General features: G+C 71.9%; 14 protein-coding genes. 9 read left to right on the top strand and 5 right to left on the bottom strand.

The features are described from left to right. Positions 1–151 precede the first annotated feature (151 nt). Positions 152–1,840, top strand: coding sequence for a glycoside hydrolase family 3 protein (locus FHR37_RS17615; RefSeq protein WP_139238801.1), 1,689 nt, complete (start codon positions 152–154; stop codon positions 1,838–1,840). A gap of 90 nt (positions 1,841–1,930) precedes the next feature. Here the strand turns inward: FHR37_RS17615 and FHR37_RS17610 are convergent, their stop codons facing one another. Further along, positions 1,931–2,311: a Rid family detoxifying hydrolase gene (locus FHR37_RS17610; RefSeq protein WP_092880686.1), complete on the bottom strand. Its 381-nt coding sequence runs from the start codon at positions 2,309–2,311 to the stop codon at positions 1,931–1,933. A 97-nt stretch (positions 2,312–2,408) separates the two neighbouring features. Then, entirely contained in the window at positions 2,409–3,722 is a 1,314-nt protein-coding gene (locus FHR37_RS17605; RefSeq protein ID WP_175542316.1) for a THUMP-like domain-containing protein, read from the bottom strand. Positions 3,723–3,996: 274 nt separating this feature from the next. On the opposite strand from FHR37_RS17605, the gene groES reads away from it, so the two are divergent. Together groES and groL are read left to right on the top strand one after the other, a co-directional pair. Continuing rightward, positions 3,997–4,293 carry a co-chaperone GroES gene (gene groES / locus FHR37_RS17600; protein ID WP_092653901.1) on the top strand — a complete coding sequence of 99 codons (297 nt, stop codon included), beginning with the start codon at positions 3,997–3,999 and terminating at the stop codon, positions 4,291–4,293. 261 nt (positions 4,294–4,554) lie between these two features. Beyond that, entirely contained in the window at positions 4,555–6,177 is a 1,623-nt protein-coding gene (gene groL / locus FHR37_RS17595; protein WP_092880684.1) for a chaperonin GroEL, read from the top strand. Between the two features lie 166 nt (positions 6,178–6,343). Here groL and FHR37_RS17590 read toward each other — a convergent pair whose 3' ends face one another. Beyond that, positions 6,344–6,580 carry a hypothetical protein gene (locus FHR37_RS17590; protein WP_092880682.1) on the bottom strand — a complete coding sequence of 79 codons (237 nt, stop codon included), beginning with the start codon at positions 6,578–6,580 and terminating at the stop codon, positions 6,344–6,346. Positions 6,581–6,606: 26 nt separating this feature from the next. Beyond that, on the bottom strand, positions 6,607–6,888 hold the full coding sequence (locus FHR37_RS17585) for a sigma factor (RefSeq protein WP_092880680.1): 282 nt from the start codon (positions 6,886–6,888) through the stop codon (positions 6,607–6,609). A gap of 156 nt (positions 6,889–7,044) precedes the next feature. Between FHR37_RS17585 and FHR37_RS17580 the strand changes: the two genes are divergently transcribed. From FHR37_RS17580 to FHR37_RS17570, 3 genes are all read left to right on the top strand, one after another. Beyond that, positions 7,045–8,250 (top strand): MFS transporter, encoded by a 1,206-nt coding sequence (locus tag FHR37_RS17580; protein ID WP_092880678.1) that lies wholly within the window; start codon positions 7,045–7,047, stop codon positions 8,248–8,250. Positions 8,251–8,395: 145 nt separating this feature from the next. Beyond that, on the top strand, positions 8,396–9,919 hold the full coding sequence (guaB, locus tag FHR37_RS17575) for an IMP dehydrogenase (RefSeq protein ID WP_092880676.1): 1,524 nt from the start codon (positions 8,396–8,398) through the stop codon (positions 9,917–9,919). 53 nt (positions 9,920–9,972) lie between these two features. Continuing rightward, positions 9,973–11,079, top strand: coding sequence for a GuaB3 family IMP dehydrogenase-related protein (locus FHR37_RS17570; protein ID WP_092880674.1), 1,107 nt, complete (start codon positions 9,973–9,975; stop codon positions 11,077–11,079). 331 nt (positions 11,080–11,410) lie between these two features. Here the strand turns inward: FHR37_RS17570 and FHR37_RS17565 are convergent, their stop codons facing one another. Then, complete coding sequence (locus FHR37_RS17565; RefSeq protein WP_139238800.1) at positions 11,411–15,211, bottom strand: efflux RND transporter permease subunit; 3,801 nt, start codon at positions 15,209–15,211, stop codon at positions 11,411–11,413. Positions 15,212–15,378: 167 nt separating this feature from the next. On the opposite strand from FHR37_RS17565, the gene FHR37_RS33465 reads away from it, so the two are divergent. From FHR37_RS33465 to FHR37_RS17550, 3 genes are read left to right on the top strand one after another with little or no spacing between them, the layout of a single operon-like run. Continuing rightward, positions 15,379–15,891 carry a MarR family winged helix-turn-helix transcriptional regulator gene (locus FHR37_RS33465; RefSeq protein ID WP_092880672.1) on the top strand — a complete coding sequence of 171 codons (513 nt, stop codon included), beginning with the start codon at positions 15,379–15,381 and terminating at the stop codon, positions 15,889–15,891. A gap of 40 nt (positions 15,892–15,931) precedes the next feature. Continuing rightward, positions 15,932–17,479, top strand: coding sequence for a succinic semialdehyde dehydrogenase (locus tag FHR37_RS17555; RefSeq protein ID WP_092880670.1), 1,548 nt, complete (start codon positions 15,932–15,934; stop codon positions 17,477–17,479). Next, positions 17,479–19,326 (top strand): GMC family oxidoreductase, encoded by a 1,848-nt coding sequence (locus FHR37_RS17550; protein ID WP_275936389.1) that lies wholly within the window; start codon positions 17,479–17,481, stop codon positions 19,324–19,326. Before FHR37_RS17555 ends, FHR37_RS17550 begins: the two co-directional genes overlap by 1 nt. Positions 19,327–19,366: the final 40 nt, after the last annotated feature.

The raw sequence follows: 19,366 nt of genomic DNA, 5'->3' as shown, positions 1-19,366 counted from the left end.
TCCCCGGCCACCGGTCAGGCCGACGTGAGACCCCGGGCGAACGCGCTCACCGGCCTGGTGGTCACAATCGACGGTGGCCACGAACTCACCCGATCGCCCAATGCCTGCCGTGGGTCAGGCGGGTCCTACGGAGGTTTGGCACCATGAGCGGATGCTGGCACGCCGATGGCGGGCAAGGACGGCTCGCGCCGTCGCGCTCGCGCTCCTGCTGATCATGTCCACCGCCTGTGGTGGAGCCGGTGACGACGGCGGCGGTGACGGGCCGGGGAGCGCGGGCCGGGGCGCCCGGGCCGACCCGAAGGCGACACCGGCGAGCAGCCCGAGCCGGCCCACCGCCACCCCCGCGCCGAGCCCGGACCGGAAGCTGTCCTGGGGCCCGACCGAGGCGGAGTGGCGCCGCGCCCAGCAGACCGTTGCCGGCATGACGGCCAGCCAGAAGGCCGGCCAGGTGATCGTGGCCGGCTTCCAGGGGACCGAGGCGCCGATCGAGTCGCTGCGCAGGTACCACGTCGGCGGCGTGATCGTGATGGGGTACAACGTCGATTCGGTCGCGCAGGTGAGCGCTGTCAACGCCGCCCTGCACGCCGAGGCCCGCAAGGAGGGCCGGGACTGGCCGCTGCTGGTCGGCGTGGACCAGGAAGGTGGGCTCGTCGCCAGAGTCAAGGCGCCGTTGACGGAGTTCCCCGCGTACATGACGCTCGGCGCCGCCCGCGACCCGAAGCTCGCCCGCCGCGTCGCCCGGGCCAGCGGGGAGGAGCTGCGCAAGCTCGGCTTCACCATGGTCTTCGCGCCGGACGCCGACGTGACCACCGGCCCGGACGACCCGACCATCGCCAGCCGCTCCGCAGGTGACGACCCCGAGGAGGTCGCCGCCATCGTCAAGGGATCCTTGCGGGGGTACGCCGACGCCGGGATCCTGTCCGTTCCCAAGCACTTTCCCGGGCACGGCAGCGTTCCCGCCGACAGCCACGTCAGCCTGCCCGTCCAGCACGCCTCCCTGGCCACGTTGAAGCGCCGCGACCTGGTGCCGTTCGCCATGGCGGTCAAGGACGGTGCGTCGGCGGTCATGGTCGCCCACATCGACGTACGCGCGGTCGATCCGGGCACGCCGGCGTCGGTGTCGAAGCCGATGATCGACGGCGTCCTGCGCAGACAGCTCGGCTTCCAGGGTGCGGTGTTCACCGACGCGCTGGAGATGGCCGCGGTGGCCGACAAGTACGGCAGCGCCGAGGCAGGCGTACGCGCCCTGCTCGCCGGCGCCGACGTGCTCCTGTTGCCGGCCAGTGCGGCGAAGACGCACGACGCGATCATGGCGGCGCTGCGTACGGGCCGGCTGCCGCAAGCGCGGCTTGACGAGGCTGCCGCGCGTTCGATCGCGTTGATGCTGCACGCGAGGTCGACCGCGCAGAAGACGCCGTCCCAGGTCGAGTTCGGCGGGGCGAAGGACCTCTCCTACGCCGCCTCGCTGCAGGGACTCACCGTGGTGTCGGGCAAGTGCGAAGGACGCCTGGTGGACAAGCGGATCAGCGTCGTCGGTGGCCGGTCCGAGGACCGTGCCCGGCTCACCGAGGCCGCCCGCAAGGCAGGCTTGACAGTGGGCGAGGGCGGCGACGTCGTACACCTGCTGAACCGCGGCGAGGCGGGCTCGGGCGCGGTGGTCGTCGCCCTGGACACCCCTTACGGCCTGGCGCGCAGCTCCGCGTCCACGGCGCGGATCGGGTTGTACGGGCGTACGCCGGAAGCGTTCCGCGCCTTGGTCGACGTGCTGACCGGCAAGGCCCGCGGCGGCGGCCGGCTTCCGGTGCACGCCGGGGACCTGCCCGCGCAGCACTGCCGCTAGCGCCGCATCGCTTTCCCGTACGCGATCCGGCCCGCGTCTCTGCAACGAGATCGCGGGCCGGAACGCGTGCGGGGGACGGGGGAGTGCGGGTCAGGACCGCAGCGCGGCCACCACGTCGATCTCCACCAGGATGTTGTTCAGCTGGGACCCCACCGTGGTGCGGACGGGGTAGGGCGCCTCGAGGAACGACTCGTACACCCGGTTGAAGTCCGCGAAGTCGGCCAGGTCGGCGAGGTGCACGGTGGCCTTCACCACGTCGTCGAAGGTGAGGCCGCGCTCGGCGAGCACCGCGGCGACGTTGCGCATCACCTGTGCGGTCTGCTCGGCGACACCGCCCTCCACGAGCTCGCCGGTCTTCGGGTCGGCCGGGCCGAAGCCCGCGGTGTAGAGGAAGCCGTTGGCCACGATGCCCTGGGAGTAGGCACCGGCCGGGTTGGGCGCCTGGTCGGTCCGGATCGCTTCCTTGGCCATGGAGGTCCTTCCACTCGGTCGGCTGCGGCCGGTACTGCCGCAAAACGACACTAACGGGTACGCCCGGCTCGCTCGCCCGGGGCGTCGGCACGCGTCCTCACGCGGCCGGGGGTTCCCCCGGAGGCGTCACCAGCGGCGTCACCAGCAGGGCGACGCTACCGCCGGCGGTCCTGGTCACCACCAGCGTCGCCGCGGCCGACCCCCGCGGGGCGAGGCGCTTGCGGAGGACGTCCGGGTCCACGTCCACGCCCCGCTTCTTCACGGTCAGGGCGCCGACGTCGCGGGCACGCAACGCGCGCCTGAGCACCTTCACGTCGTACGGCAGCACCTCCTCGATGCGGTACGCCGTGGCGAACGGCGTCGGCACCCATCGGGCGGAGGTGAGGTAGGCGATCTTCGGGTGCACCAGCGCCCCGTCCACCAGCGGCGCCACCGCGGTCACCAGGCCGGCGCGGATCACCGCGCCGTCGGGTTCGTAGAGGTAGCCGAGCGGTTCGCTGACCGGCGCATCGCCCGGATCGTCGGCGTCGGTGAGGGCGGTACCCGCCGGCAGCACGGTCGCGCGCCGGCGTACCGGCTCACCGGATCCCTCCGCCCGCGACCTCAGGGCACCCGACCACAGGGCCGCCTCCTTCACCTCGCGGCCCTCGCTGACCCACTCCGCCTCCACCTCGGCGGGAATCAGGGCGTGGGGGATGATCGGCGCCGTCTTGACGCAGGCGGTGCCGGTGAGCAGGTCGGTCACGAACGACCAGGGCGGTGAGTAGTCGGCCGGGTCGAAGACCCTGCCCCGGCCCGAGCGCCTGGCCGGGTCGGCCACCACCCCGGCGTAGGGGGAGCGGTCCACCTCGGTGACGTCGGCCACCTCGACCCGGGCGTGCGCCTGGACACTCCGGCCGGCCGGATCGCCGGAGCCGGCCGGAGTGGCCAGGTTGGCCAGGTCGGCAAGGTTGGCCCGCGCGATCTCGGCGGTCAGCGGGTCCCGGTCGAAGCCGGTCACGGCCAGGCCGGCCCGGGCCAGCGCCAGCAGGTCTCCGCCGATGCCGCAGCACAGGTCGGCCACCCGCGCGGGCTCGGCCCGTTCTGCGGCGCCACCCGCCGGGCCGCCCTCGTCGGCGCCGAGGACGGCGGCGATCCGCCCGGCCCGGTGGGCCGCGACCCCGGCGGTGGTCGCCTGCTCCAGCCCGTCGCGGGTGAAGAACATCCGGTCCGCGTCGGCTCCGAACTTGGTCCGGGCCCGCCGGCGCAGGGCGGCCTGGGTGAGCGCGGCGGCCACCAGGTCGGCGGGGTGGTCGCGGCGCAGCCGGGTGGCGAGGGTGATCGCGGCGCGCTCGTCGTAGGCCGCCTGCGCCTCGGCGAGCAGGTCCTGGCCGGCGGGTCCACGGAGCGCCCGGAACACCTCGAGGTCCATCGGCTCCTCCGCCCCTCCCGTCGGTCCGGCTCCTCCGGCCGCCGTCCGGAGGTCGCGGTTTCCGGGTCCGGTTCCGACCCGCCTGGCACTCAGGTTGACCGAGTGCTAACAACCGCATAGATTCGGCTTTGGCACTCTCGACCTTAGGGTGCCAGCAACAGCCCGCGACGAGGCGGCCGGCACCGCGACGACGGCTCGCCAGCGTCGCTCCACAGGTGAAAACAACTCACGAACTCGTGTTCACCGTGACATCCCGTGAAGGGGGAGGTCAGTAGTGTCGGTCTCCATCAAGCCGCTCGAGGACCGCATCGTCATCAAGACCCTCGACGCCGAAGAGACAACCGCGTCGGGTCTGGTGATTCCTGACACCGCGAAGGAGAAGCCCCAGGAGGGCGAAGTCGTCGCGGTCGGTCCGGGTCGCATCGACGACAACGGCAACCGGGTCCCGCTCGACGTTGCCGTCGGCAACAAGGTGATCTTCAGCAAGTACGGCGGCACCGAGGTGAAGTACAGCGGCGAGGAGTTCCTCATCCTCTCCGCGCGCGACGTGCTCGCCGTCGTCGAGAAGTAGCCAACACGCCGCCCGGCAGGAGGGTGGGCCACGCGCCCGGACCCCCGGCGGGCGCGACCCGCGACCACCTGGTCGCGACCGTGTGGTCGCGTCGCCACCACCCTCCTGCCGCCGGCTCGTGCCGCCCCGACCCGGTCCTCCCGGCCTGGTCGCAGGCGGCAACAGACGTACACGTTCGAGGGACGACTGACGACCGGCACCAGCCGGGCCCGGCCACCGCCGGAGGACCCGGTAGGGCGTCGTGGAAGGACATTTACACCCATGCCGAAGATCCTGGAGTTCGACGAGAACGCACGGCGCGCCCTCGAGCGCGGCGTCGACGCCCTCGCGAACACCGTGAAGGTGACGCTGGGCCCCAAGGGCCGCAACGTCGTCATCGACAAGAAGTGGGGCGCCCCCACCATCACCAACGATGGTGTGACGGTTGCCCGCGAGGTGGAGCTCGAGGACCCGTTCGAGAACCTCGGCGCCCAGCTCGTCAAGGAAGTCGCCACCAAGACCAACGACATCGCCGGTGACGGCACCACCACGGCGACCGTGCTCGCCCAGGCGATGGTGCACGTCGGGCTGCGGGCGGTCGCCGCCGGCGCCAACCCGATGTCGCTGAAGAAGGGCATCGACCGCGCGGTCGAGACGATCAACACCTTCCTCCTGGAAAAGGCCAAGTCGGTCGACACCCGGGAGGAGATGGCCCACGTGGCCACCATCTCCGCGCAGGACGCGCAGATCGGCCAGCTGATCGCCGAGTCCTTCGACAAGGTGGGCAAGGACGGTGTGATCACCGTCGAGGAGTCCAACACCCTGGGCACCGAGCTCGAGCTCACCGAGGGCATGCAGTTCGACAAGGGCTTCATCTCGCCGAACTTCGTGACCGACGCCGAGCGCCAGGAAGCCGTCCTGGACGACGCGTACATCCTGATCCACCAGGGCAAGATCTCCTCGATGTCCGACCTGCTCCCGCTGCTGGAGAAGGTCGTTCAGGCCGGCAAGCCGATGGTGATCATCGCCGAGGACGTCGAGGGCGAGGCCCTGGCCACCCTCGTGGTCAACAAGATCCGCGGCATCTTCAACTCGGTGGCCGTCAAGGCTCCCGGGTTCGGTGACCGCCGCAAGGCCATGCTCGAGGACCTCGCCGCCCTCACCGGCGGGCAGGTCGTCGCGCCCGAGATCGGGCTCAAGCTGGACCAGGTCGGCCTCGAGGTGCTCGGCACCGCGCGCCGGGTCACGGTGACCAAGGACGACACCACGGTCATCGACGGCGGCGGCTCGTCCGACGACGTGGCTGCCCGCGTCTCCCAGATCAGGGCCGAGATCGAGAACACCGACTCCGACTGGGACCGCGAGAAGCTGCAGGAGCGGCTCGCGAAGCTGGCCGGCGGCGTGTGCGTGATCAAGGTCGGCGCGGCCACCGAGGTCGAGCTCAAGGAGAAGAAGCACCGCATCGAGGACGCCGTGTCGGCGACCCGCGCGGCGATCGAGGAGGGCATCGTCACCGGCGGTGGCGCCGCCCTCGTGCACGCCGCCACGGCGCTGGACAACCTGTCCGAGCTGACCGGTGACGAGAAGATCGGCGTCGAGCTCGTACGCCAGGCGGTCCGCGAGCCGCTGCGCTGGATCGCCGAGAACGCCGGCGCCCAGGGCTACGTCGTCGTGGAGAAGGTCCGCGAGAACGGCCCCGGCAAGGGCTACAACGCCGCCACCGGCGAGTACGGCGACCTGGTTGGCCAGGGCGTCATCGACCCGGTGAAGGTGACCCGCTCGGCGCTGGCCAACGCGGCGTCCATCGCGGCGATGCTGCTCACCACCGAGACGCTCGTCGTCGACAAGCCGGAGGACTCCGAGGAGACCGCCGGACAGGGCCACGGCCACGGCCACGGTCACTGATCCGGCAGCCGGCTGACACCGGCCGGCTTCGGCGCAGGCCGCTGACTCCGGCGTACGCCGGACAGCACGCAGCACGCAGCACGCAGCAAGGCCGAGGGGCCGGGACTTCCTCCACGGAGGAGTCCCGGCCCTTCGGCCGTTTCCTGTGTGGGTTGGGGGACGGGAGTCAGTTCCCGGCCGCACCGGCGTCCCCCGCGTTCCCGCCGATCGCCACGTTCCCCGCGGCCATCGGGCCGAAGGTGGTCGGCAGCACCGGGCCCGCGCCTGCGTGGGGGATCGGGCGTACGGGCGTGGCGAGTTCGCACCGCCCGGAGAGCGTGCAGCGCACGAGTGCCGCGCGCGGCCCCTGGGTGACCCGGGCCAGGAACGCACCGTCCCCGCCGCCCTGGCCGTCCGGCTCCACGACCGGGTTGCCGGCCGAGGCCGCGTTCAGCCGGTGCTGTGCTCGTTGACCAGGACGCGGCGCACGTACGCATCGACCGCCTGGACCCCGCGGATGCGGTGCCAGGCGAGATAGGTGCGGGTCAGCGCGGACTGAACCAGGTCCTCGGCCTCGTGCAGGTTCCCGGTCAGCAGGTACGCCGTTCTCACCAGCGCGCGCTGGCGCGAGGCGACGTAGGCCTGGAACTCCTCCGTGACATCGGAGACATCGCAGACATCAGGCACCGGCGAACCCCCGTTCTGCTCGTGCCGGATGGATATCACGCTCATGTCGACCTCACGCCGACACTCGTACGGACCTCATACCGACACTGACGTCGCGGAGCCCGGATCCCTTGCATGCCTCCCGGCCGACGGTGCCCCGGCGCGTCCTGGTTGCCGACCCGCGCGAATCGCCCGAACCCGGAACGGGCGACAATAGGTCTGATGTCCACCCAGGTCACCCTCAGGTCGCTCGGCGTGCGGGTGTATCTGCCGTCCCTGCTCTACGGCGTCGGGCAGGGTGCGATCGCCCCGATCGTGGCGTTGTCCGCGCGCGACCTCGGCGCCTCGGTCGGCTCCGCCAGCCTGGTCGTGGCCGCCGCCGGCGTCGGTCAGCTCGTCGGGGACCTGCCGGCGGGAGCGCTGGCCGGACGGATCGGCGAACGCCGGGCGATGCTGGCCGCGTCCGCTCTGGTGGTCGGTGCGCTCGGCGCCTGCATGCTGGCGTCCACCGAGTGGCTGCTCGCGGTGGGCATCTTCTGTACCGGTCTCGCCGGCGCGGTGTGGGGCCTCGCGCGGCAGGCGTACCTCGCCGAGGTGGTGCCGTTCCACCTGCGCGCCCGGGCCATGTCGACACTCGGCGGGGTGCAGCGGATCGGGATGTTCATCGGGCCGTTCCTCGGCGCGCTCGCCGTCGGCGTGTGGGGAACGGACGGGGCGTACGGACTGCACGCCACCACTGCGGTGCTCGCCGGCCTTCTCCTGCTGGCCCTGCCCGAGCCCGCCCACGCGGGCAGAGCCGCGCCGGCCGGCGGCCCGGTCCGCACGATCGACGTGGCCCGCAGCCACGCGAGCGTCCTGCGCACGCTGGGCATGGGTGCCCTGCTGGTGGGTGCGGTCCGGGCATCCCGGCAGGTGGTCATCCCGCTGTGGGCGGACTCCATCGGCCTGGACGCCGCGTCCACCAGCGTGATCTTCGGGATCGCCGGCTCGGTGGACATGCTGTTGTTCTATCCGGCCGGACGGGTGATGGACCGAAAGGGCAGGGCGTTCGTGGCCGTGCCGTCGATGGTGATCCTTGGACTCGCGCACCTGCTGCTCCCGATGACCAACCACGCGGTGACGCTGGCCGGGGTCGCGGTGCTGATGGGATTCGGGAACGGCATCGGCAGCGGCATCATCATGACGCTCGGCGCCGACGTGTCCCCGCCGGTCGGGCGGACGGCGTTCCTCGGCGCCTGGCGGCTGTGCGCGGACGCCGGCAACAGCGCGGGGCCGCTGGTGATCGGCGCGGTGAGCGCCACGGTGGCGCTCGGCCCGGCCGTGCTCCTGATGGGCGGGGTGGGCCTGGTCGGGGCGGTGCTGATGGGCCGGTGGATTCCCCGGCACCCGCCCGGGCCCGCGCCCCAGCCGGTGCCGCACAGCCCCTGACGCCGGAACCCTGCCGGACCGCACTCGCCCCTGACGCCGGAACTCCGGGCGTACGGGAAATGCCGTACATGACACACCGGCCCCGCGTCGTGGGCCCACCCGGACGCCTCGCTAGCATGAAGGGACGTTCGCGACCGGAGGAAGCATGAATCTTGATCCCCGGGCAGAAGACGGCGACGTCACCGGCCCCTTCACCACCCTCGGCCTGACCTACGACGACGTCCTGCTGCTGCCAGGCGAGTCCGACGTCATCCCCAACGAGATCGACACCACCAGCCGGATCTCTCGCCGGATCAGTGTGCGGATCCCGTTGCTGTCCAGCCCGATGGACACCGTGACCGAGGCGCGGATGGCGATCGCCATGGCGCGCCAGGGCGGGATCGGCGTCCTGCACCGCAACTTCTCCGTCGAGGACCAGGCCCAGCAGGTCGACCTGGTCAAGCGTTCCGAGGCCGGCATGGTCGCCCAGCCGATCACCATCGGCGCGGACGCCACCATCGGCGAGGCGGACGCCATCTGCGGGCAGTACCGCATCTCCGGCGTGCCGGTCGTCGGCCCCGACCAGAAGCTGCTCGGCATCGTCACCAACCGCGACATGCGGTTCGAGACCGACCAGTCACGGCTGGTCCGCGACATCATGACCCCGATGCCGCTGGTCACCGGCGTGGTCGGCATCTCCGCCGACGAGGCGATGGGGCTGCTGCACAAGCACAAGATCGAGAAGCTTCCGCTGGTCGACGACGCCGGCCGGCTGCAGGGCCTGATCACCCTGAAGGACTTCGTCAAGCGCGACCAGTTCCCGCACGCCACCAAGGACGACACCGGCCGGCTGCGGGTGGCCGCGGCGGTCGGCTTCTTCGGCGACGGGTGGAAGCGGGCGATGACGCTGGTCGAGGCCGGCGTCGACCTGCTGATCGTGGACACCGCGCACGGCCACACCTCCGGCGTGCTCGACATGATCCGCCAGCTCAAGGCCGACCCGGCGGCGGCGCACGTGGACGTGATCGGCGGCAACGTCGCCACCCGGGCGGGCGCGCAGGCGATCGTGGACGCGGGCGCGGACGGCGTGCGGGTGGGCGTCGGGCCGGGCTCGATCTGTACGACCCGGGTGGTGGCCGGGGTCGGCGCGCCGCAGGTCACCGCGATCCACGAGGCGGCCCAGGCGGCCAAGCGGGCCGGCGTACCCGTGATCGGCGACGGCGGGCTGCAGTACTCCGGCGACATCGCCAAGGCGCTGGTGGCCGGGGCGGAGTCGGTGATGCTCGGCTCGCTGCTCGCCGGCTGCGAGGAGAGCCCGGGCGACCTGGTGTTCATCAACGGCAAGCAGTACAAGTCCTACCGCGGCATGGGGTCGCTGGCCGCGATGAGCTCCCGGGGCAAGAACCGCTCCTACTCCAAGGACCGCTACTTCCAGGGCGACGTACCCTCCGACGACCAGCTCGTCCCCGAGGGCATCGAGGGGCAGGTGCCCTACCGCGGGCAGCTCCGGGCCGTCGCGCACCAGCTGGTCGGCGGCCTGAAGCAGTCGATGTTCTACGTCGGCGCCCGGACGGTGCCCGAGCTGCAGGAGCGGGGGAGGTTCGTGCGGATCACTCCCGCCGGGCTGAAGGAGAGCCACCCGCACGACATCCGGATGACGGTCGAGGCGCCCAACTACTGGGGCCGCTGACCGATCCGGGGGGCCTGACCGCCGCCGCCGCGGCGTAGGGGAGAATCGGGGCCGTGACCGAGATCGAGATCGGCCGTGGCAAGCGCGGTCGCCGCGCATACTCCTTCGACGACATCGCGATCGTGCCCAGCCGGCGCACCCGCGACCCCGAGGAGGTGTCGACGGCCTGGCAGATCGACGCCTACCGCTTCGAGATGCCGGTGATCGCCGCGCCGATGGACTCGGTGGCCTCACCGAGCACGGTGATCGAGCTCGGCCGGCGCGGCGGGCTCGGCGTCCTCAACCTCGAGGGGCTGTGGACCCGCTACGAAGACCCCGAGCCGCTGCTCGCGGAGATCGCCGAGCTGGACCCGGACGCCGCCACCGCGCGGATGCAGCAGATCTACGACGAGCCGATCAAACCCGACCTGATCACCGCGCGGCTGGCCGAGATCCGCGCCGCCGGTGTCACCGTGGCCGGCGCGCTGTCGCCGCCGCGTACCAAGCAGCTGTGGAAGACCGTAGTCGACGCCGGCGTGGACATCTTCGTGATCCGCGGTACGACCGTCTCCGCCGAGCACGTCTCCTCCCAGATCGAGCCGCTCAACCTCAAGCAGTTCATCTACGAGCTGGACGTGCCCGTGGTGGTCGGCGGGTGTGCGACGTACCAGGCGGCGCTGCACCTGATGCGGACCGGCGCGGCCGGGGTGATGGTCGGCTTCGGCGGCGGTGCCGCGCACACCACTCGCAGCGTCCTCGGCGTCGCCGTACCCATGGCCTCCGCGGTGGCCGACGTCGCCGCGGCCCGCCGCGACTACCTCGACGAGTCCGGTGGCCGCTACGTCCACGTGATCGCCGACGGTTCGGTCGGCCGGTCCGGTGACCTCGCCAAGGCCGTCGCCTGCGGGGCGGACGCGGTGATGCTCGGCTCGCCGCTGGCCCGCGCGCAGGAGGCACCCGGGCACGGGTTCCACTGGGGCCTGGAGGCACACCACGGCGAACTGCCGCGGGGAGCCCGGGTGGAGGTGGGCACCATCGGCACGCTGGAGGAGATCCTCTTCGGGCCGTCCCGGCGTTCCGACGGCACCATGAACCTCGTCGGCGCACTGCGCCGGGCGATGGCGACCACGGGCTACACCGACCTCAAGGAGTTCCAGCGCATCGAGGTCGTCGTCCAGTAACCCACGAGCCCCACAAGCATGCGAGCCGCCCCCGACCTGAGCGATGGTCGGGGGCGGTGCTGCGTTCGCCTGGTGCCTCGTCCGCAGGCCGGACTCGTCGGGCAGCCGAAGTGTCTCCACACTTCCCGACCGGGACCAGGGCCGAGTTGGAAGCGTGAAGCCGTACGGTGGTTCCGGCCACCCGGTCTCTTCACACTTCCACCTCGGACCGCACCGTGAGCCTCAGTGCGCCGCCAGGCCGGGCATTCTTCCGCGGAAGAATGCGTCGCCTCCCTGCGCTGACCGGTGCCGGATTCTTCCGCGGAAGAATCCGGCACCCGGGAGGGCCGGGTCAGCGGTCGTCGGCGGAGGGACGGTTGTCCGGCTCGGAGGGAGCCGTACGCACGATCACCTCGACCTGGACCCGGACCGGCTCACCAGGTCCGGCACCGTCCGCCGACGGGGGCCGGTCGGCGTTCACCGTCGTGACCGCGCTGCCTGCCACCGCACCCGCCGCACCCGACGCACCGCCGGCCATTGCCGCTCCGGAGGTGCCGGCCGGAGCCGGCGAGCCGTTCCCGGTTCGGCCACCCGCCGCAACGCCGTTGGCGTGCATGGCCGCTTCCTCGCCGCCGTGCTCGCCGTCGTACTCACCCGAACGCTCGGCCAGGTGGCTGTGCGCGGCGTGGTGGTGGGCCGCCGCCTGCGTGCTGCGGAGGTGCCCACCGGCGTGTCCACCGGCGTGTCCACCGGCGTGTCCACCGGCGTGTCCACCGGCACGTGCGTACTCGCCCTCGTCGGCGTACTCCTCCTCGCGCGCCTGTTTGGCATGGGCGCCGTTGCGGCGCGGCGTAGCGTCCAGCCGCGCCACGTCGCCCTCGCCCTCGCGGGTGTCGGTTCCCCGGCGCCGGCGGCGGCGTTCCTTGAACTCCTCCACCAGCGTGTAGAGCGTCGGCACCAGCACCAGCGTCAGCAGGGTGGAGCTGACCAGGCCGCCGATCACCACGATCGCCAGCGGCTGGGAGATGAACACCCCGCCGCCGGTGAGGCCGAGCGACATCGGCACCAGGGCGCAGATGGTCGCCAGCGCGGTCATCAGGATCGGCCGCAGCCGCCGCCGGCCACCCTCGATCACCGCCTCCCGCACACTCATGCCTCGGTCGCGGTACTGGTTGATCAGGTCGATCAGCACGATCGCGTTGGTGACCACGATGCCGACCAGCATCAGCATGCCGATCAGGGCGGGTACGCCGAGCGCGGTGTCGGTCGCCAGCAGCAGCCCGAGCGCGCCGGTGGCCGCGAACGGCACCGACACCAACAGGATCAGCGGCTGCACGATGCTGCGGAAGGTCGCCACCATGACCAGGAAGACGATCGCGATCGCGGCGAGCATCGCGATCCCGAGCTGGCCGAACGCGTCGCTCTGCTCCGAGCTCACCCCACCGAGCTTGTAGCTCGCGCCACCTGTCAACTTCAGCTTGCCCAGGGCGGTTTTCAGGTCGGTGGACACCTTGCCCACGTTGGAGGTGTTCGGGGTGGCCGAGATGGTGGCGGTGCGCTGACCGTCGGTCCGGGTCAGCTGCGCGGCCTTGGCGACCTCGGACACCTTGGCCACCGAGTCCAGCCGCACGGTGGTCCCGAGCGGTGTGGGCAGCGGCAGCCGGCGCATGGCCGCGAGGTCCTTGGGCGTCGTGCCGGCGTACAGCATCACGTCGCTCTGCTCGGAGTCCAACGTGACGGTGCCCGCCTGCTGCCCCTCGAACGCCTGGCGTACCGCCTGCCCGATCTGGGCCTCGGACAGCCCGGCCGCGGCCGCCTTCGCCCGGTCGACCTCGACCTGGACGGTCGGCCGCTCCGAGCTGAGGTTGTTGCTCACGTCGGAGGCGCCGTCGACACCGCGGACGGCCTTCTCCACCTGTGCCGCGGCGGTCCGCAGCGCCCCGGTGGTGGGCGCGGTGACCTCGACCTCGAGGTTGCTGGAGCCGGGCGGACCGGACTGTGCGCCCTCGACGGTGACCGTCCCCACCCCGGTGAGGCGGTCGAGGTCCTTGCGCAGCCGGTCGCGGAACACCGTCTGGTCGAGGCCATCCTTCGTGGTGAGGGAGAACGTCGCCTGGTTGGTCCGGCCGCCGGTGGAGAAGCTGCCGAACTCCGCCGTACCCACGGTCGTCTGGTACGACTCCACCTCGTCCAGGCCGGCGATCACCTTCTCCACCTTCTTGGCCGCGGTGTCGGTGGCGGCCAGGGAGGAGGAGACCGGCATGGCCTGGTTGACGGTGACGGTGTTCTGCCCGCTGTCGTCGAGGAAGTTGGTCTTCAGCAGCGGTGCGGCGCCGATCGTCCCGGCGAACACGAGCACGCCGACCAGCAGGGTGACCACCTTGTGCCGGGTGGTCCAGCTGATCACCGGGACGTACGCCCGCTGCAGCGGGTTGCGGCGTTCCTTCGCCACCGCCTCGGCCCGCACTCGCTCCTCGTCGCTGGGGTCGACGTTCGGGCGGCGCAGGAACCAGTACGCGAGGACGGGGATGATCGTCAGCGACACCAGCAGCGACGCGGCCAGCGCGATGCTCACCGTGACGGCGAACGGCCGGAACAGCTCGCCGACCTGGCCGCCCACGAAGGCGATCGGGGCGAAGACGCCGACCGTGGTCACCGTGGACGCGGTGACCGCGCCGGCCACCTCGCGTACGGCGTCCAGGATCGCCCGGAGCTTGTCCTCGCCGTAGGCCAGGTGACGTTTGATGTTCTCGAGTACGACGATCGAGTCGTCGACCACGCGGCCGATGGCGACGGTGAGCGCGCCCAGCGTGAGGATGTTGAGGGAGTAGCCGCCGGCGTACAGCCCGAGCATCGCGACCAGCAGCGAGAACGGGATGGAGACGGCGGTGACCAGTGTCGACCGCAGCGACAGCAGAAAGACCAGGATCACCAGGACGGCGAACAGCAGGCCGATCGCGCCCTCGGTCGTGAGCCCGTCGATGGACTCCTCGATGAACGGCGCCTGGTCGAACACCACCGTCAGCTTGGCGTTGCCGCCGATGGAGGTGCGCAGCTCGTCCAGCCGGTCCTGGACCGCGTGGGAGACGGCGACGGTGTTGCCGTCGGCGGTCTTGGTGACCGCGATGCCGAGCGTGGGCCGGCCGTTGGTGCGGGTGATCGAACTCGTCGGTGCCAAGGTCTCCTTGACAGTGGCGACGTCGGAGAGCTTCACCGGTGTCGGCGCGGCCGGGGCCGCCTGACCGGCCGCACCCGCGGACCCGGCGGACCCGGTGGACCGGGAAGATCCGGTCGCGGAGCCGCCACCCGGCTGCCCACCGGAGGTCTGTCCGGCACCACCCGCACCCGCCGAACCACCCGCACCCGCCGAACCACCCGCACCCGCCGAGCCCCCGGCACCGGCGGCACCGCCGCCCGGCAGCACCGGCAGGTTGCGGATGTCCGCGACCGAGGTGAACGGCGACCCCACGGACACCGACAGCGAGCGATCTCCGGAGTCGAACTGCCCACCCGGCACGTTGACGCCGTTGGCCTGCAGCGCGCCGACCACGCCCTGCAGGGTGACCCCGCGCGCGGCCGACTTCTTGTCGTCGAGGGTGACCGACACCTGCCGGTCGCGCACCCCGGTCACCGTCACCTGGCGTACGTCGGTGAGCTTGTCCAGCTCCGGAACCACCCGGTCGTCCAGTGCGCGGGCGAGGTCCTGCTGGCTCTGGTCGGAGCTGACCGCGAGCAGGACCACGGGCAGGTCGTTGAAGCTGCCGGCCTGAACGGTCGGCTGGACGTCGTTGGGGAGCTGCCCGGACAGCCGGTTGATCGACTGCTGGATGTTCTGCACGGCCCGGCCGATGTCGGTGCCGTAGGTGAAGTCGGCCTGTACGAGGGAGAAGCCGTCGCTGGAGGTGGAGGTGGTCTTGTCCAGGCCGTCGACGCCGGCGACGGCGGACTCGATCGGCTTGGTGACCTCGCGTTCGACGATGTCCGGCGAGGCGCCCGGGTAGACGGTGCTGATGTAGGCGCCGGGGATCTCCAGGCTCGGGATCAGCTCCTGCTTCAGTGCGCCGGTGGCGACCAGGCCGAAGCCGAGGATGGCGATCGAGACCAGGGCGACGAGGCTCCGGTAGGCGAGACTCAGTCTGGCCAGTCTGGACATGGGTTCCCCTCGGACTAGCTGCCCCGGCGGGCGCGACGTGCTGGTGGGCGGCCGGTTCCGACCGTTGCCGAGAATACTTCGCCTCGAACGGAATATCGTCGTCAGACGAGCTATTTCAGGGTCTTACCGGAGAAGATCCTCCGTAGGGACGAGAAGGGGTACGCGGCGTGGAGGACAGGGCTGGGCTGATTGCCCGGATCGAGGCGGCCGAGGACGATTTCCGTCAGTCCCTGCTGCGACTGTGTGGGGCGGACCTGTTCTCGGTCGACCTTACGATGACCCAGCTGCGGGCACTTTTCGTTCTCGGCGCGTCCGGGGCGCTGTCGGCGCACGACCTCGCCGACGCGCTCGGCGTGGGGCCCACCACGCTCACCGGGATCGTCGACCGGCTGCAGGTACGCGGCCTGGTCCACCGCATTCAGGACGGCCACGACCGGCGGATCCGGCGGGTGGATCTCACCGACGCCGGGCGGACCCTGCTGGGGGACGTGGACGAGGTGCGCCGGGCGTACCAGCGCAGGATGTTCGCCCGGCTGGACGACGACGTTCTGTCCGGGATGGCCACCGCCGTGGAGGCGCTGGCCAGGGTCTGCGCCGAGGAGGTGGCCGCCGAGCGCGGCGCGGGCGGCGGTGACTCCGGCGGTGACCCTGATCACCCGCTCGCCCGGTCCGCACCATGATCCGCGCCATGATCGCCCCGCCCCCGCCTAGGCTGGCACCATGACTGAGCGGGAACTCACCTCCGGCCGGGTGGCCGAGCTGACCGGCCGGGTGTTCGCCACCTCGGGGGAGACCCTGGACGCCGTCTCGCCCCTGACCGGCAAGCCGCTGGGCCAGGTGCCGGTGTCGAGCACCGACGACGTGGCCGAGGCGTTCGCCCGGGCCCGCGCGGCGCAGGCGGAGTGGGCTCAGGTGCCGGTGGCCGAGCGCACCGACCTGCTGCTGCGGGTGCACGACCTGGTGCTCGACCGTCAGCGCGACCTCATGGATCTCGTCCAGTGGGAGTCCGGCAAGGCCCGCAAGCACGCGTTCGAGGAGCTGGCGGACGTCGCGAACACCGCGCGCTACTACGCCCGGGTCGCCCAGCAGCACCTGTTGCCGACCCGGCGGGCCGGCATGTTCCCGTTCCTCACCCGGGCCACCGAGCTGCGCCACCCGAAGGGGGTCGTCGGCGTCATCGCGCCCTGGAACTACCCGTTCACGCTGGCGATCTCCGACGCGCTGCCCGCGCTGGTCGCCGGCAACGCGGTGGTCACCAAGCCGGCCAGCCTCACCGCGCTGTGTGCGCTGGCCGCTGCCGAACTGGTCGCCGACGCCGGCCTGCCCCCCGACCTGTGGCAGGTGGTGGTGGGCGCGGGCTCCTCGATCGGGAACGCCCTGATCGACCACTCCGACTTCGTCTGCTTCACCGGCTCCACCGGGACCGGGCGCTCGGTGGCCGCCCGGTGTGGTGAGCGGCTGATCGGCGCCACCATGGAGCTGGGCGGCAAGAACGCCATGCTGGTTCTCGACGACGCCGACCCGGACGTGGCCGCCGAGGGCGCGGTACGCGGCTGCTTCTCCAACGCCGGCCAGCTGTGCATCTCGATCGAACGCCTCTACGTCGCGGCACCGGTGTACGACGAGTTCGTCGACCGCCTGGTGGCCCGGGTGGAGGCCATGCGGGTCGGCCCGGCGCTGGACTTCGGCCCGGACATGGGTTCGCTCATCTCCGCCGACCAGCTCCGCACCGTCACCGCGCACGTGGAGGACGCCAGGGCCAAGGGCGCGCGCGTCCTCACCGGTGGGGTCGCCCGGCCCGACCTGGGGCCCCACTTCTTCGCGCCCACCGTCCTCGCGGAGGTGACCCCGGAGATGACCTGCTTCGCCGAGGAGACGTTCGGCCCGGTGGTGTCGGTCTACCGCGTCGCCGACGAGGACGAGGCGGTGACGCGGGCCAACGACACGACGTTCGGGCTGAACGCCGCGGTCTACGGCCGCGACGTACGCCGGGCCTGCGCGGTCGGTGAACGCCTGCGCGCCGGCACGGTCAACGTCAACGAGGCCTACGCCGCGGCGTGGGGGAGCGTGGACGCGCCGATGGGCGGCATGGGCGACTCCGGGATGGGACGCCGGCACGGCGCCGAGGGGCTGCTGAAGTACACCGAGGCCCAGACCATCGCCGTGCAACGGATGCCGATGGCGCCGCCGGGCAGGGTGTCCCACGACGCGTTCGCCCGCGGGCTCACCGTCGGGTTGCGGGCGCTGCGGAAGGGGGGCCACAGGTGATGGGCCGCCGTCGGCGCCGCGACCCGCGGATGCCGCACTACGACGTCGTGGTGGTGGGTTCCGGGTTCGGTGGAAGTGTCGCCGCCCTCCGGCTCACGGAGAAGGGCTACCGGGTCGGCGTGCTCGAGGCGGGTGCGAGGTTCGCCGACGCGAGCACCGCCGACCACGGCGTCGAGGGCTCGCGCGGCGCCGGCGGGGGAGTCGCCGGAGCCCCGGAGGACGACGGCGTACGGAAGCTGCCGCGGACGTCCTGGCGACTCCGCGACTTCCTCTTCGCGCCCCGCCTCGGCTGCCTCGGCATCCAGCGAATCACCTTGCTGCGTGACGTTCTGGTGCTGTCCGGGGCGGGGGTCGGTGGTGGCTCACTGGTCTACGCCAACACGTTGTACGAACCCCTGGCGGAGTTCTACGACGACCCGCAGTGGCGCGGGCTGACCGACTGGCGGGCCGAGCTCGCTCCCCACTACGACCAGGCCAAGCGGATGCTCGGCGTCACCGTCAACCCCACCATGACGCCCTCCGACGTGGTGATGCGCAAGATCGCCGAGGAGATGGGCGTAGGGGACACCTTCCGGCAGACGCCGGTCGGGGTCTTCTTCGGCCGGCCGGGCACGCCGCCGGGCACCGAGGTCGACGACCCCTACTTCGGTGGCGCGGGGCCCCGCCGGCGTTCCTGCATCGAGTGCGGTGAGTGCATGACCGGCTGCCGGCACAACGCCAAGAACACCCTGACCACCAACTACCTCTACCTCGCCGAGGAGGCCGGCGCGAAGGTGCATCCGCTCACCACCGTGACGGCGGTACGCCCGTTGGCGGGCGGCGGGTACGCCGTGGACACCGAGCCGACGCGCGGCGGGCGGCCCCGCCGCGACCGGCTGCGCGGCGACCGGGCGCGGCAGACCTTCCACGCCGACCAGGTGGTGTTCGCCGCGGGCGCGCTCGGCACCCAGCGGCTCCTGCACCGGATGAAGGCCGAGGGCCGGCTGCCCCACCTCTCCGACAGGTTGGGCGTACTCACGCGGACCAACTCCGAGTCGATCCTGGGTGCGATCGCCAAGGGACGCGAGACCGACTACTCGCGCGGCGTCGCGATCTCCTCGTCGTTCCACCCCGATCCCCACACGCACATCGAGCCGGTGCGGTACGGCAAGGGCAGCAACGCGATGGGGCTGCTGCAGACGGTACTCACCGACGGCGGAGACGGCAGTGCCGGCAGTCGCCGCTGGGTGACGTGGCTGCGCCAGGCGGCCCGCCACCCGGGTGACCTGGCCCGGCTGGCCAACCTGCGGCACTGGTCCGAACGCACGGTCATCGCGCTGGTCATGCAGTCGCTGGACAACTCCCTGACCGTACGGCTGCGGCGCGGTGTCCTCGGCTGGCGGCTCACCTCCCGGCAGGGACACGGCGAGCCCAACCCGACCTGGATCCCGGTGGCCAACCAGGTGGTCCGCCGGCTGGCGGAGCTGGTGGGGGGTACGCCGGGCGGGACGCTCGGTGAGGTGGTCGACATGCCGATCACCGCGCACATCATCGGCGGGTGTGTGATCGGCGCGGACGCCGGCCGTGGTGTCGTGGACGGTTACCAACGGGTGTACGGGCACCCCGGGCTGCACGTGCTCGACGGAGCCGCGGTGTCGGCCAACCTCGGTGTCAACCCGTCCTTGACAATCACCGCGCAGGCGGAGCGGGCGGTGGCGTACTGGCCCAACCGCGGCGAGGCCGACCCGCGACCGGAGCTCGGTGGGGGCTACCAGCGGATCGAGCCGGTGGCACCGCGGCGCCCGGTCGTACCGGCGAGCGCGCCCGGTGCCCTGCGCCTCACCTCGCCGCGGGCAAGGCGAGGTTGACACCTGCCCGCGACGCCGAGATGTCTTACAGGCGTACGAC

This window comes from Actinopolymorpha cephalotaxi, from assembly GCF_013408535.1.
GTDB classification, from domain to species: Bacteria; Actinomycetota; Actinomycetes; order Propionibacteriales; family Actinopolymorphaceae; genus Actinopolymorpha; species Actinopolymorpha cephalotaxi.
This window is presented reverse-complemented; position numbering and strand designations above follow the sequence as displayed.